Source organism: Streptomyces sp. NBC_00076, assembly GCF_045041235.1.
GTDB lineage: Bacteria > Actinomycetota > Actinomycetes > Streptomycetales > Streptomycetaceae > Streptomyces.
Genome location: NZ_CP108242.1, coordinates 5,420,601 through 5,433,522 on the forward strand (window position 1 = coordinate 5,420,601; position 12,922 = coordinate 5,433,522).

The window sequence follows — 12,922 nt, forward strand, 5'->3', positions numbered from 1 at the left end:
AACGGCGGGGGTGGTGACACCCCAGGTTGGAAAGGGCCCATTGAGGCCTGGAACTCACTGCTCGTGTACGGATCAGTAGTCGGAGAAGTTCCAGAACATGCCCACTTCGGTGTCGGAGACGACGATCAGGCCGCAGTCCTCCGAGTAGTCCTTGGTCAACGCCAGCGGGCTGTACGCCCAGCTCGACGACGTGAAGTCGAGCGTGCCGCGCACATGGCCGGGCATGTTGACGTTGGTGTGGTAGGTGGCCTCGTCTCCGTATCGCGCGAGGACCGTGCGTGCCATCGTCCGCAATTCCTCCTCGCTCTCCGTGAAGCGCTTCAGGTTGGACAGGGCGCAGCAGTCGTCCGTGAGGGCCAGCAGCAGGTTCTCGGCGCTGGCCCGGTCGATTTCATTCAGACGCGGCGCGATGTACTCCGGCGGGTGGACGGCGAACGGGTACGTGGGGAACGCCTCGCGCTCCGGGGTCTGCGCCGTGTCGTCGAGACCGGTCCAGCCCCGGGGATCCGGGACGGACCGGGCCATCAGCGCGAGGACATCGAGGACCCAGTCCTCGTGGCGACGCGGACCTGTGGCGTCGTACGGGAACGCGTCCTCGAACAAGTGGCGTACCGCGGCTTCCCAGGAGGTCTGGTCGACGGACATGTGGTGGTGGCCTTTCTCGGCGGCCGCTAGGACTTGGAGGGCATCGACGTCATGACGGTGAAGGGAGGGGTGCGGCTGCTGTCGTACCGGAGCCTTGTGTCGATCCCGGTGACGTCGTACGCCTTGGCATTCAATGCCACCCTCCTTGTACCCGGACAGCGGGTCGTTCGGGTCCACCGGATGCTCAAGCACGCTGCGGCCGCTGGTCTCGCCGTTCGGCGCGGTCGAAAAGAACTTCTCCTCCTTGCCCTCCGCCGGTGGCGGCGGGCCCGGCGCGGGGCGACCATGCCGCCTTGTCCGAACGCTCTCTATTGCGCCCCTGAAGAAGGCGACGGCGGTGGACAGGCCGGTGACGGTGAGGTTGTAGAAGACCTGGCCCAGGGCCCCGGGCGGGGATCATTCGAGGGACTCAAGGCTGACCTCGGCCCAGACCGTCAGCTCGCCGCCCGCCCTTCGCGTTCCCCATCGGTCGGCCAGCGCGTCGGTGATCAGCAGACCGCGTCCGTGCTCTTGGTCCGGCGGCGGTGGCACGGCCGGAGCCATCGGCATCCGTGTTCCGCCCCCTTCGTCCGTCACGCTGATCGTGGCCGACCCGGCGGAGAGGGCGCAGGTGACCGTGATGGTGTGACTCCCGCTGTGCTCCACGGCGTTGGCGACGAGCTCTCCGGCGATCGTCTCCAGGTCGTCTGTCGCACGCGAAGGCAGCCCCCACGACCGGGTGGTGTCGCGCACGTGGCGCCGTGCGGCGCGGGCGGAGGCGCGGTCGTGACCTGGGAGTGTGAGCGGGATGACGGCCTCCACCGGGGCGGGATGGGGCCCCGGTGTCCCGTCAACTCCGTCCACCCCGCGCACTCCTGACTGCTCCGTCCTCGCGAGACGAGCACTCCGGCACCCGGCGATGAGAAGCGCATCGTGCAGGGCGTCGACCAACTGGGCTGCCAGCTCGCTCAGTTCACCACCCGAAGGCTCTGGCGTCGCGACCACCATCTCCCGCGCCCGCACCAGCAGCCGTTCCGCCAGCCCGAACTGCACGTCCTCGATCCGGTCGGCGAGCCGGGAGACGGCCCCGTCCCCGTCGGTGACGAGCAGGCAGGGCTGCCCCTGTGCGCCGGTCCAGGGCAGCAGCCGTACGTGACTCGTCTCGCCGTTCATGACGCAGCCCCCAGACACGCGTGGATGTCGCGGGTATCGAGGTCGACGCCGTACGTGGCACACCAGAGGGTGTCACGGCGCAGCCGCTGGAGACGGACCTTCTCCTCGCGCTCATGGGCGGTGAGGTAGGGGCGGACGAGGGGGGTTGAGGCACCGTCGATGGGGGTGTACCAGAGGCGGACGGTGGGGGCGATCTTCGCCTGCGAATGATCAGAGAGAGGCGTCGCAGGCTCGATACCTTCCGTGGCCCATCTCCATCGGTCGGGACGCGGGGGCAGCGCCGCTTTGACGCGATGTTTCCCCCGTGGATGGAAGAGAGTTCGGACGCGGTCCAGTGTGCGGGCGATCGTATGGGCCATGTGGTCAACTCCGATCTGGGCGAGCCGTTGTCGGGTCCTGCGCCACTCCGCCGTCACCGTCGTCGTTGACCTCCACCCAGATGACCGAGCGGTCCGCTGTTACGTCGTGGCCGTATCGGTCGGCGTCGGCGAGCGCGGTGAGGAGCGCGCGGCGCCGGCCATCAGGGAGGTGCGGGGGAAGCGTGATCCGGACGCGGATCCGGTCGGGGAACTCCTCGGTGTGCGCCACGCTCCCTGCCAGAGCAGTGAGTTGGGCGGCCAATGCGACCGCTCGTGACTTCGCAGAACACACGGAGGAGCCTCCTGTGACGTCGTGAGCACGGAGAGTATTTCTACTTCAGTAGCTTCTACCTGATGCAGTAGCTTGTCAATGTCGTTGGGATGACTGGGATGACCCACCGCATCGCGGAGGAATCGGAGAGCCGTTCATGCCCCGAGAGGCGCCGTACCTCGAAGTAGCCGACTCACTGCGTGCCCGGATCCTCAGGGGAGAGTGGGAGGTCGGCTTCCGTCTCCCCTCACGGGCACAGCTCGCCGAGGAGTACGGCGTCGGCCGCAACGTCACGCAGCGAGCCATGGACCGCCTGATCATCGAGGGCCTCCTCGAGGGGCGTGCGGGATCTGGCACGTACGTCCGCAAGCCGCGTGAACGGATGCGCATGGTCCGCTCACGACACCGCGAACGCCGGGGAGGCTCCCCTTTCCGCGCCGACATGAAGGAGCGGGGGCAGGCCGGGACCTGGGACGCGCACAGTCAGGCCCGATTCCCCGCCCCGGATTCCATCGCGGAGCGGCTCGCCATCAACCCGGGGGATCCCTGCGTGACCACCCGGTACGAATTCCTGGCAGACGGGCGCCCGGTCCAACTGTCCGAGTCCTGGGAGCCGATGGCCATCACGGACGGAACGCCGATCGTGCTCCCAGAAATGGGACCCCTGGCCGGCACGGGAGTGGTCGACCGCATGCACTCCATCGGCGTGGAGGTTGAGACGGCGGTGGAGGTGCCGCGCCCCGCCAGGGCAACCCAGGCCCAGGCAAACCTGCTGGGCATCAGCGTCGGGGACTTGGTGCTTGAGATCGAGCGGACGTACTACGACTGCGACGGGCGGCCTGTGGAGACCGCGGACATCGTCGTTCCGGACGTTCGCTGGGAAGTTGCCTATGAGTTCGGGGTGGACCGGGCGTAGCTGCCATCAGCCGCGCGGGCAGCAGCGGCACGACTCGGGGCGAGGCCAGCCAGCACCTCGACGGCCTCGGTCATATACCGGTACGCGGTGGCGGTCTCGATCCGAATCGGCGGCGAGTTGGGCGTAGCCGTGTGGGCGCAAAGCGCCAGATCGTCTCCGAGGCGCTCAGTTTGGGGCTCGTCTGTCGATCAGAGCTTGAACACGCCCCGCCAGGTCCATCCGGCACCAAGGACCACGTTCCGCAGGGGGTCTGTCATCTCCCGCGTGTCGAAGCGGAATGCCTCGACCTTGTGCTTCCGGCCGTCGGAGTTCTGCTTGGTCTCCATCTGTCGGAATACTGTGGGGGCGTGCCCGCGTCCGTACTGCGCATTGGCCTGGCCAGACGAACGATTCTCCCATCGCTCGTCGAGGAAACGCACTTCGCCCTTCTCCGGGATCAGGCGCATGCTGGTCTTCAGTCTCACTCCCACCCGCGGAATCCGGCACTCCGCCACCAGATCGGCCTTCTCGTTAGGCGCGGCGTCGCGCACGCGGTACGGCACGTCTGGCCCGTTGAGCGCGAACAACGCGGCTCGCACCTCGGCGGAAGAGCGAGGCGCAACACCGCTGTCAGGGCGCTTGGTGCCGGTCAGTTTGTCAAAAATACCCATTGTTATGCCCCCATCCCAGTGTCCGGCCGAATCGTGCGCAGGAAGTTCTGAAAGCCTCCCAAGACGGCGTCGTGCTGGGCCGCACTTGCGGTCAGAGCCAGCCGGATTGCTGCGCGCTTGTGTGGATCCACGAGATCCGACAGGGACAAGTACACCTGTGACTGGACGAGGTCGCAGCGCGCACCGTCGATGACGGTGGAGAAGGCCAGACGCTGAGCAGGGCGGGCACGTCTGCGGAGCCGACCTTGCGGCGATGCGTCACCACTACCGACTCGGCACCTCGCGCAGGCGCTCCACCGACTCGTCCGCGAGGTCGGCTGGCGTCACCGCGTCCGGGGGCGCTTCGCCTTCGATGGTGAGGTCGATGACTCCCCGCTCCTCATCGATTGTTCTGATAGCGGGGTAGTTTCTCAGGAAAGTCGCGAGGGGTTTTACAGTCCGCCAGTTTGTAGGCGTGCTTGGTGAGTTGATAAGCGAAGTCGGTCAGGGCCTGTCGTAGCTCTGCTTCGGTGGCCCTGCTCTTCCCTGTCACGCTGGCGTCCGCTACCAAAGCATAGGGCTTGGATTCATCTCCCTCTTCGATTCCTGTGGGTACACAGGGGAGATATACGGAAGCAGAGACGCTGTCACCATCCAGTTGTGCCAGTGCTCCAAGGTCGCCTTCCGAGATTCTTATGACCTGGCGGGATGCGGCATCTCCATAGAAATCTACCCAGGAAGCTTTGGAAGAATTCCGAAGATCCACCTGTCCAGACAGAATCGAGTTCCCGCTTGTGGAAATCCGGCAAGCGAATGAGAAATTGCGTCCCGTGCCTCTCTGATCTGACCATTCATCTGCTGCCCGCGCACGTGGCAGAGTCTGGATCGCAAGGTCCCGCTGCGCGGCACCGGCGCACACCTTTTCCGGGAGCAGGTACAGTCCTTTTATGAAAAACAGGAAGGCTGCGCCACCTGCGAGCCCAACTGCCGTCAGGAAGATAATAAAATTCCTCACGGTGCGATACGTTTCAGGTCTCCCTGTTGTTGGTTTATTCATATTGATCCTTGGAGCGATTCAAGAAGTAATCGCTGTCCTTCCAGCCATCGTTAACGGCCTGCCCGACGGTATCCATGATTCCATCCTTCGGTAGGTCGATATGATGTCGGGTCACCGCGTCTCCTACCGACCACTGCGTCTGCTGGCTGACCGAATCTCGCATACTAAACAGGTCCTGGCTGGAGTAGTACAACGCCTCGTCTCTGGCGCCCTCAAGTTTCTGACCTTCCAGCAGGCGATCAACGGCTGCTCCGGCAACGGCCCCGACTGCTCCTCCACCCACGGCCCCCATTGTCGCTCCTCCAAGCCTTTCCGGGACCTCGATGAACGTCAAGCCGACTGCAATCCAGGTTTTGGCGAAATCTCCCTTTGCTGTCAAGGCGTCGTTATAGTCGCTCTCACCCTTGACGGCGCCGCTGATTTCGGAATTTGCGGCAGAATGTCCCACAATTCCTTCGATGGTTCCTGCGTTCCTGCCGATATCGGCAAGGACCTGTTCGTGGTCTCCATCGAACAGGGAAGGATTGGAAAGATGAGCCTCAAGGAGATTGCTGGTGTAGATGCTTTCTCCGTAGATAATTCCGGCTCTTCCTGCGGGATCTGCTGAAGTTGCCGAAAGGAAGCGTGTGACATCAGGCAGGTTAAGTCCTGCAGGGGCATCGCTATTGGTAATGAATACGGCCCCAGAGCCAGGTCCTGAAAACGCCTGACTGATCTCCGGCATATAAGCAGCCGCCATGTCGCCGAAGCTCTCGCCAAGCCCTTTGGTGACCAGGTCCGCGCCCCCGCCGGGCTGAGCCACTGCATGCATGATGTTGTTCATGATCTTGACTTGGGTCGTGCTGTGCGGCGGGGCCATGGAATTGGTGTCACCGGCGGCGATTCCAGTGACGGCACTTTCCAGGGCACGTCCGAGCGACTCTCCTCGGTCCGCGTACACCGTGGTACCGAGCATGTGGTCCAGGTCTGACTTGGACTCGAAGGCGTGTACTGCCGCCTCGGGGTTATGGGAGAGGCCATCGAACAGTCCTTCCAGCGGGTCTCGGCCATTGCCGTCGCCGAAGACAAGGTCCAAGGCGTCGTAGCCCTTGACCCACAGGTTGTCTGTTCCTGAGTCCCCTGCCCCCTTGTCCGCCTTGAACAACTTCTCGCGGTAGGCGTCGAGGAACTCGGTGTCGAACTGCCCCTGGCGCAGGAGGCTGCTGATGACCTGGGAGCCTAGCCTCGCGCTTTCACGAGGTGGGGTGTCCGAGGCTTGATCAAATAAGCGGAGAGTGCTCCTGAACTGCAACGATGGGACTTGTCTAGGGTCCTGTTGGCTGCACGGAAAGAAGCACTCTCCAGGTGAAGAAGCGTATCGGGTCGTACCCGCGTGTCCGCATCGAGGGCGGCGGCCGGACGGTGGTCTCGCAGGCCGGGGGCGTGCTGCTGGTCGAGACCGTCCGCAAGGCCGGCTTGGACACCGCGATATCAGCGGCGCTGACGCCGTGGCGGAAAACTCGGGCGGTGCATGATCCGGGCAAGATCCTGCTGGACGTGGCCCTGGCGGTCGCGCTGGGCGGAGACTGCCTCGCGGATGTCGCCATGCTGCGGGCCGAGCCGGCCGTGTTCGGGCCGGTGGCCTCCGACCCGACGGTCTCCCGCCTCATCGACACCCTCGCCGCCTCCGGAGAGAAAGCCCTGCGGGCCATCCGTGCCGCGCGGACCGAAGTCCGCCAGCATGTCTGGCGGTTGGCCGGCCGGGAAGCGCCTGATGCGGGCGGGACAGTGACCGTGGACCTCGACGGGGTGCTGGTGATCGCGCACTCGGACAAGGAGGACGCCGCACCCACATGGAAGCGAACCTACGGCCACCACCCGCTGATGGGGTTCGTCGACCACGGACCGGGCGGCACGGGTGAACCGGTCGCGGCCCTGCTCAGACCAGGCAACGCGGGATCGAACACGGCCACCGACCACATCACCGCCGCCCAACTGGCCTTGGCCCAGCTGCCGAAGAAGTACCGGCGCGGACGCCGGACCCTGATCCGCACCGACTCCGCGGGCGGCACCCACGACTTCGTCGCCTGGCTCGCTCAGCGAGGCCGGTGGCTGTCCTACTCGGTCGGCATGGTGATCACCGACGCGATCCACCAGCAGGTGCTGAAGGTTCCGGCATCGGCCTGGACGGCGGCCGTCGAGGCCGATGGCGAGATCCGCGACGGCGCCTGGGTCGCTGAACTCACCGGCGACGTTCTGGACGGCTGGCCCAAGGGCATGCGGCTGATCGTCAGGAAGGAACGACCGCACCCCGGGGCCCAGTTGCGGCTCACGGATGCGGACGGCATGCGGCTGACCTGTTTCGCCACCAACACCTCGGGCCGGCCGATCACCGAGCTCGAACTCCGTCACCGGCTGCGGGCCCGGGCCGAGGACCGCATCCGCGCCGCCCGGGCCACCGGCCTGCGCAACCTGCCCCTGCACCGCACTGCCCAGAACCGGATCTGGCTGGAGATCGTGCAGATCGCTCTCGACCTGCTGGCCTGGATGCCGATGCTCGCCCTGACCGGCAAGGCCAGGCTCTGGGAACCCCGCCGCCTACGGCTCCGCCTGTTCACCGCGGCCGGACAGCTCGTCACCACCGGCCGCCGCCGGATCCTCCGCCTGGCCCGGCACTGGCCCTGGACCGGTCACATCACCGCAGCCCTCGACCGGCTCGCGCGCCTGCCGAACCCCGGATGACCAGGGGCTTTCCCGTCCCTGCGACAGCACCTCAACAGCCGGGCAAGTGGAACCCGGCGCCACCCCGAGGCGACACTCGGGTCTTCGTTCCGCCCAGCCTCAGCCCACGGCACGAAAACGGTCCACCGACTCCGTCGGCGGACCGTCACGAAACTTCGAGGCTAGGGCGCCGATCGGATGGAACGAGCTCGCGGCGCGGAAGTTGGTGTTGCGCTCGGAGACAAGGTCTTTCTTCCAATCCTGCATCGCGTCCGAGTCTGAGAAGGATGCCGTGGCAAGTGTCAGGCCGAGGTTGGTCTGCAGGTCCTTCATCGTTTCGAGTTCTGAGCCCCTGGCGCCTGCGTGGGCGTAGGTCATTTCGGTCCAGAACTGGAGTGTTCCCTTGGCTCCCAGCCGCTTCGTGAACTGCTCCGCGAACAGGGAGTCGTCGTGGTACTTCTCCATCGTGCGGTTGAAGTCGGCGATGTCGTCGAGACTCATGTCAGCCGGGTTCTCTGCCATCTTCGCCAGCTTCTCCGCAGTAGCGACGGCCTTGGCCGCTGCGTCCCGGTCCGGGTAGCCGGCGTCGGTGAAGCCGTACTTGGCCTGGTCGACGAGGAGTTTGAGGACCTTCGCCGCACTGCTGTCACTCTCGGTGGCCTTGCTGAGGATGCGCTGGATGTCGTTGCGGAGTGCCTCGGCAGCCTTCTGATCTCCGGCCATGGCGTTTCCACTGGGATCGGACGACCAATCGGGGCGGTGGCTCGTGCTGACCATGAACGTGCCGCAGTTGGTGTCCACCACCGTCAGGTGCTGTTTCGCGCCTCGCTCGATCACAGCGTTCAGCTGTGTGCGGTAGTCGATGAGTTCGCTTCGGGTGTCCTTGAGGATCTTGGCGATGGAATCAGCCTGAGTATGAGCGTCAGCGAACTCTGCTGCAGTCTTGTCGATGAACTCGCGGGTGACTGTGGCGTTTACCCCTGCCCACTTGGCTCTGACCGCCTTGTTCTTAAGGTTGTTCTCCGCATCCCTCTTGAGGTCGGCGAGTTTCCTCGTCATCTGCTCCCAGTCTGTGATCGCCTCACCGAGTTTGGAGAAGTTGCCGAACCGGAGCGCGTCGAGGTCCATCGGAGTCAGTGGTCCTTCCGGTCGTCGAAGCCGGAGTCCAGCAGGGAGATCTTGCTGACCGCGCCGGCGATGTACGTCTCGTCGGCCGCATGCTGGTTCTTGGTGAACCGCAGGTGGTTCGAGATGTGTGCGCAGGCGTCCAACAGTGTCTTTGACTGCTCGCTCCAGCGTTCAGCGACGTGCTCAAGAGCGGCTCCCAGCGCGAACCCCTCGTCTTTCAGCCCGCCGGCAGCCGCCACCGAGGCGACACGCGCATAACCGCTGTGGTGTTGGAAGTCGTCGAACAGGTCATGGGCTGCATTGCCGACCGCCTCAAGGTCCGCGTGGTCAGCCTTGAGATCGCCTTGAGTGCCGCTTCCCCCCTGATCGGCCGGGAGCTGGTTGAGCTGCATTCGCGTGGAATTCTGCTCTGCCGCCGAAGCCTTGAGCTGGTCCCACTCCTCCCACGCCATGCGTGGCCCCTCCCCGTATGTCATTTTGCGCGCCACAAAGCAGTTGTCAAGCGTTTGGCAGTAACGCAGCGATGATCAAGACGCGCCTTTCCGGCCTCTGTCAAGGATCCTGCCATCATGTGGCGCTGAAAAGCCGTGTATTCGCAATCACCCGGCACCTGGTCCTTGACCGGGCGGGTATCCGCCGCCCGGAGCGCCGGGCGGCGACGTGAATCCTGTTTCGGGATAGCTGAATTGTCCTGAAGTAACTGGCGGCAGAGGGACGCCTGCGGGCTTCCGGCGCCTGCGCATGACCAGTGCGATTGCTCCTCCTGTCAGGACGACACCGCCGGAGCCCAATGCGATCCAGAGAACGCCGCTGTTGTCCTTGGATGCGGAGACCGAGGTTTTCTGTTCTGCAGGAGCTCCCGTGTCGTTGGAGCCCTCGTTCACTGTGGTTCCTGAGGACGGTGACTGCGAGGCGGCAGCCTTCAGGTCCGGGAGGGGATAGACGTCGGCCTTGCCAGGGTCGCCCGGGTTCTGCAAGGCGATCCGGGGCCGGACGATGCCGTAGCCGATGGCGTCGTTGCGCTTCTTGCCGTCCGTGGGGGCGCCGATGGTGTTGAGCATGACGCGGAGGACCTGGTTGTTGGTCCAGGTGGGGTGCTTGGACCAGATCAGGGCGGCGCTGGCGGAGGCCAGGGCGGTGGCGTCGCTGGTGCCGTGCGTGCGGCACAGGCCGCTTTCGCTCCCACAGGCCGCGACCATGTCCTCGCCGGGTGCGGCCATGTCGACCTGCGGGCCGTACTCGGACTCGGCGGTTCTGCGTAGGTTTTTGCCCACCGCCGCTACACCGACTACTCCCGGCGTGGCAGCCGGGTACTCGACCCGATTGGTGGTGGCTCCGCTGTTTCCGACAGACGAGAAGATCAGTGATCCCTTGTTCAGGGCGTATTTCACTGCTTCTGTCAGTTGCGGGGAACCCGTCGTGTGCCCCAGGGAGATGTTGATGACCTGTGCGCCAGCGTCTGCCGCATAGCGGATCGCCTCCGAGCCAACCTTGTTGAACTGCTTACCCGCTTCCGCCTGGTTGGCCGCCGTTTCGGACTTGGGCATGCGGATCGGGAGGATCTTCGCGCCGGGAGCGAGGCCGAAGGCTCCCTGACCGCCACCGTACGCACCGGTGCCGGCGATCAGCCCCGCCATTCCCGTGCCGTGGCCCTCGTAATCGGTGTGCTCGTCGCCCGGCTGCTCTGGTGCGAGATCTTTGCCGGACAGGACACGCCCCTTCAGGTCGAGATTGTCCGGGTCGATGCCACTGTCGATGACGGCGACCGTGATGCCCTTCCCGGTGCTGGTCTGCCACATCTGCTCGGCCTTCATGGCGTCGAGGAACCACTGCTTCTCGCGGATCGACTCCGCGTTGGCCGGTGTCCCCGCGGCGCCCACCAGTAGCAGGCCGAGGACCGCCGTTGTCGCCGCTCGGCGGCCCCTGTGACGAGTGCTACTGGTACGCATGAACTTCGCTCTCTTCGTTCCCGGATACGTCAGTCGATGACCGGCGGCACGGCGGGGCGGATGCCCTGTCGCCAGGTCTCCTCATCCTCGACCACGCCATATGGTCGCCCGTTGCCGTTGCCGTTGCCGTTGCCGTTGCGCGTTCTGTTCGCCGGAGTCTGGTGAGAAGCAGAAGCGCCAGATCCGCCGCCCCCGTGCCGCTCGCTCTGGCGCCCCGCGTTGGACGTGCCGCCTACGACACCGCGACCCGCTGTGCCGGGACTCGCTGGGGTGCCTGGGGTGCCCGGTCTGGCCACCGTTGCTCCCGTACGTCCCGGCTGCTGCGGACGGGGGCTCCCCGCACCGTCGTTCGGGAGCTGACGGCCGCCGATGACGCCGCCGTTCGAGGCCGAGGGACGACGACCAGGTGTCAGGTTCTGCTGGCCCGCCGCACGGCCGACTGGATTCGTCGAACCAGCGGCCTGGCCCATTGGTCCACGCGGGGCCGTCCCCTCGCCGCCTACGACGGTTCCGCGCGGGATGCCCATCGACTTGCTTGGGGACTGGGGCAGGGGGCGACCTCCGACGACACCGTTGCCGTTTCCGCCGCCGCTTCCTGGCATCCGTACGGGATTCGCCGTTGCCCCTTGCCCAGACTGGAAGGGCATCCGGCCCACGCCAGAAGCCCGCCCTTGCCCTGCCGGGGTGTTGACCGGGGTGCCGAATGCCGGAGGAGTCGTGCCGGTCTGAGGCGTCGGACCACCACCCTTCAGCTGGTCCGGGCTGGGCAGGGTTTCCGGCACACCATGCGGGGACTGTGTACGCGGAGGCAGCGTGTCTACGGAGTCGATGCCCATCCGTGTGGGCTGTTCCACGTCCAGCTGTGGACGGCGTTCAGGCGATGCCACGCTTGAGGACTGCCGCGGATCGGGAGCAGCAGACCGTGTGTGCGAGATCTCAGCGTTTCCCGGCGGGGATGTCTCCTGCCCTGAGATGCCTGGGCGCGCCAGGGCTTCCATCGTGTGGCGACTGCCGCCCTCCGGCGGCACAAACGCCTCCGGCGGCGGCGGAAACTTAGGCCTCTCCAGCGTCGCCATCTCCGCCGCCGACGCCTGATACGACTGCCCCAGCTTCCGCATCTGATCGGCCGCCTCGAGGCGGACCTTCTCCCGGTTCGCCGTCAGCGCGTCCAGTTCGCTTCGGGACTTGGCGCTCACCGCCGCCGCGTCAGGATCGTTGTGCGCGGACTGCGCCGCCGCGAGGTTCGCCTTCGCGCCCGGCATGTCGCGGGGGATGGACGTCTGTGCCCTGGCGATCGCCCCCGACGCATGCCCCAGCCACTGCGCCGCGCTCTCGCTGAAGTCGCCCAGCCGCAGTGTGGAGTTGGCGAGATCGCCGGCCCAGGTGCGGAACGACTGGGCGCCCTCGCCCTTCCACTCCACGTACTGGGGGCGGATCTTGAGGTCCTCGGCGATGCTGCGGATCTCCTTGGCCGCCTTGACGAGACGGTCGGCGGCGGCCTGCACCGTCCCGGAGTTGGCCTGATCCAGCCACGCCAGCATCTGCTCGTGGCTCATGTCCTCGAAGGGCGTGCCGCCCGCGGTTCCCTTGCCCGGCATCAGATCGAACCTCCGGCGTCGTTGCCGGACGGGCGCTTGGCGACGTCGTGCCGGCCCGTTCGCGCCTGCTCGGGGTCGTAGCTCCCGCCGTAGTGCTTCGTTGTTTCCGCGCTGATCGCCGCCATACGGTCACGGACGTCCAGGTCGATGTTCTGGTAGCCCTTGTGTGATGCCAGCACGGCGATGGCCATGCCCTCCATGGAGTCGGACAGGAGCTTGGACAGGGTCTCCAGTTCGCCTATCACCGTCTCGTACGCGGCGTGCAGTCCGGCTGCCTCGGCCCATGCCCCGTCCCCGCCACCGAGCTGGTTGCGTACCAGCCGCTCCTGGCCGAGCTTGTCCGGGCCCGCGGCCGAACTCTTCAGATCACGGATCAGCTCGTCGACGCGGGTCCGGAACGTCGTGAACGACGACAGTTCGGCGGCCACTTCGCTCGCGGCACCTGCAGCGGCCTGTGCCATGTTGAACACGTCGAACACCCATGACGGCCCCGCCGTCGCGCCACCGTCGCTCGGCAA

General features: G+C 65.9%; 13 protein-coding genes. 2 read left to right on the top strand and 11 right to left on the bottom strand.

Translation table 11 applies throughout. The annotated features are described in order from the left end of the window. Positions 1 to 72: 72 nt before the first annotated feature. The 3 genes from OHA64_RS24620 to OHA64_RS24630 all read right to left on the bottom strand — a co-directional run bounded on the left by OHA64_RS24620 (position 73) and on the right by OHA64_RS24630 (position 2,385). Complete coding sequence (locus tag OHA64_RS24620) at positions 73 to 645, bottom strand: hypothetical protein (RefSeq protein ID WP_405616551.1); 573 nt, start codon at positions 643 to 645, stop codon at positions 73 to 75. Positions 646 to 1,041: 396 nt separating this feature from the next. Then, the gene (locus OHA64_RS24625; RefSeq protein WP_405616553.1) at positions 1,042 to 1,797 is read right to left on the bottom strand and encodes an ATP-binding protein; all 756 of its coding nucleotides are present in this window, start codon (positions 1,795 to 1,797) and stop codon (positions 1,042 to 1,044) included. A gap of 363 nt (positions 1,798 to 2,160) precedes the next feature. After that, entirely contained in the window at positions 2,161 to 2,385 is a 225-nt protein-coding gene (locus OHA64_RS24630) for a hypothetical protein (protein ID WP_405616555.1), read from the bottom strand. 199 nt (positions 2,386 to 2,584) lie between these two features. Here OHA64_RS24630 and OHA64_RS24635 point away from each other — a divergent pair, with 199 nt between their 5' ends. Continuing rightward, complete coding sequence (locus OHA64_RS24635) at positions 2,585 to 3,343, top strand: GntR family transcriptional regulator (protein ID WP_405616557.1); 759 nt, start codon at positions 2,585 to 2,587, stop codon at positions 3,341 to 3,343. A 188-nt stretch (positions 3,344 to 3,531) separates the two neighbouring features. Here the strand turns inward: OHA64_RS24635 and OHA64_RS24640 are convergent, their stop codons facing one another. The 3 genes from OHA64_RS24640 to OHA64_RS24650 form a co-directional block, all read right to left on the bottom strand. Further along, positions 3,532 to 3,993 (bottom strand): hypothetical protein, encoded by a 462-nt coding sequence (locus OHA64_RS24640; RefSeq protein ID WP_405616559.1) that lies wholly within the window; start codon positions 3,991 to 3,993, stop codon positions 3,532 to 3,534. A gap of 379 nt (positions 3,994 to 4,372) precedes the next feature. Then, complete coding sequence (locus OHA64_RS24645) at positions 4,373 to 5,029, bottom strand: hypothetical protein (RefSeq protein WP_405616561.1); 657 nt, start codon at positions 5,027 to 5,029, stop codon at positions 4,373 to 4,375. After that, positions 5,022 to 6,320, bottom strand: a complete 1,299-nt coding sequence (locus OHA64_RS24650; RefSeq protein WP_405616563.1) for a hypothetical protein — start codon at positions 6,318 to 6,320, stop codon at positions 5,022 to 5,024. The genes OHA64_RS24645 and OHA64_RS24650 overlap by 8 nt, the downstream gene beginning before the upstream one ends. A gap of 53 nt (positions 6,321 to 6,373) precedes the next feature. Between OHA64_RS24650 and OHA64_RS24655 the strand changes: the two genes are divergently transcribed. Further along, positions 6,374 to 7,750 (top strand): IS1380 family transposase, encoded by a 1,377-nt coding sequence (locus OHA64_RS24655; RefSeq protein WP_405609030.1) that lies wholly within the window; start codon positions 6,374 to 6,376, stop codon positions 7,748 to 7,750. A 99-nt stretch (positions 7,751 to 7,849) separates the two neighbouring features. Here OHA64_RS24655 and OHA64_RS24660 read toward each other — a convergent pair whose 3' ends face one another. From OHA64_RS24660 to OHA64_RS24680, 5 genes are all read right to left on the bottom strand, one after another. Continuing rightward, positions 7,850 to 8,857, bottom strand: coding sequence for a hypothetical protein (locus OHA64_RS24660; protein WP_405616565.1), 1,008 nt, complete (start codon positions 8,855 to 8,857; stop codon positions 7,850 to 7,852). Between the two features lie 5 nt (positions 8,858 to 8,862). Continuing rightward, the gene (locus tag OHA64_RS24665) at positions 8,863 to 9,309 is read right to left on the bottom strand and encodes a hypothetical protein (RefSeq protein ID WP_405616567.1); all 447 of its coding nucleotides are present in this window, start codon (positions 9,307 to 9,309) and stop codon (positions 8,863 to 8,865) included. Between the two features lie 147 nt (positions 9,310 to 9,456). After that, complete coding sequence (gene mycP, locus OHA64_RS24670; RefSeq protein ID WP_405616569.1) at positions 9,457 to 10,806, bottom strand: type VII secretion-associated serine protease mycosin; 1,350 nt, start codon at positions 10,804 to 10,806, stop codon at positions 9,457 to 9,459. A gap of 29 nt (positions 10,807 to 10,835) precedes the next feature. After that, positions 10,836 to 12,404 (bottom strand): WXG100 family type VII secretion target, encoded by a 1,569-nt coding sequence (locus OHA64_RS24675; protein ID WP_405616571.1) that lies wholly within the window; start codon positions 12,402 to 12,404, stop codon positions 10,836 to 10,838. Further along, on the bottom strand, positions 12,404 to 12,922 hold the full coding sequence (locus OHA64_RS24680) for a hypothetical protein (RefSeq protein WP_405616573.1): 519 nt from the start codon (positions 12,920 to 12,922) through the stop codon (positions 12,404 to 12,406). Before OHA64_RS24680 ends, OHA64_RS24675 begins: the two co-directional genes overlap by 1 nt.

What these genes read in the sequence shown, in the direction of transcription:
- OHA64_RS24620 (WP_405616551.1), bottom strand. Translation starts at nt 645, where the DNA reads ATGTCCGTCGACCAGACCTCCTGGGAAGCCGCGGTACGCCACTTGTTC.
- OHA64_RS24625 (WP_405616553.1), bottom strand. Translation starts at nt 1,797, where the DNA reads ATGAACGGCGAGACGAGTCACGTACGGCTGCTGCCCTGGACCGGCGCA.
- OHA64_RS24635 (WP_405616557.1), top strand. Translation starts at nt 2,585, where the DNA reads ATGCCCCGAGAGGCGCCGTACCTCGAAGTAGCCGACTCACTGCGTGCC.
- OHA64_RS24640 (WP_405616559.1), bottom strand. Translation starts at nt 3,993, where the DNA reads ATGGGTATTTTTGACAAACTGACCGGCACCAAGCGCCCTGACAGCGGT.
- OHA64_RS24645 (WP_405616561.1), bottom strand. Translation starts at nt 5,029, where the DNA reads ATGAATAAACCAACAACAGGGAGACCTGAAACGTATCGCACCGTGAGG.
- OHA64_RS24660 (WP_405616565.1), bottom strand. Translation starts at nt 8,857, where the DNA reads ATGGACCTCGACGCGCTCCGGTTCGGCAACTTCTCCAAACTCGGTGAG.
- OHA64_RS24665 (WP_405616567.1), bottom strand. Translation starts at nt 9,309, where the DNA reads ATGGCGTGGGAGGAGTGGGACCAGCTCAAGGCTTCGGCGGCAGAGCAG.
- mycP (WP_405616569.1), bottom strand. Translation starts at nt 10,806, where the DNA reads ATGCGTACCAGTAGCACTCGTCACAGGGGCCGCCGAGCGGCGACAACG.
- OHA64_RS24675 (WP_405616571.1), bottom strand. Translation starts at nt 12,404, where the DNA reads ATGCCGGGCAAGGGAACCGCGGGCGGCACGCCCTTCGAGGACATGAGC.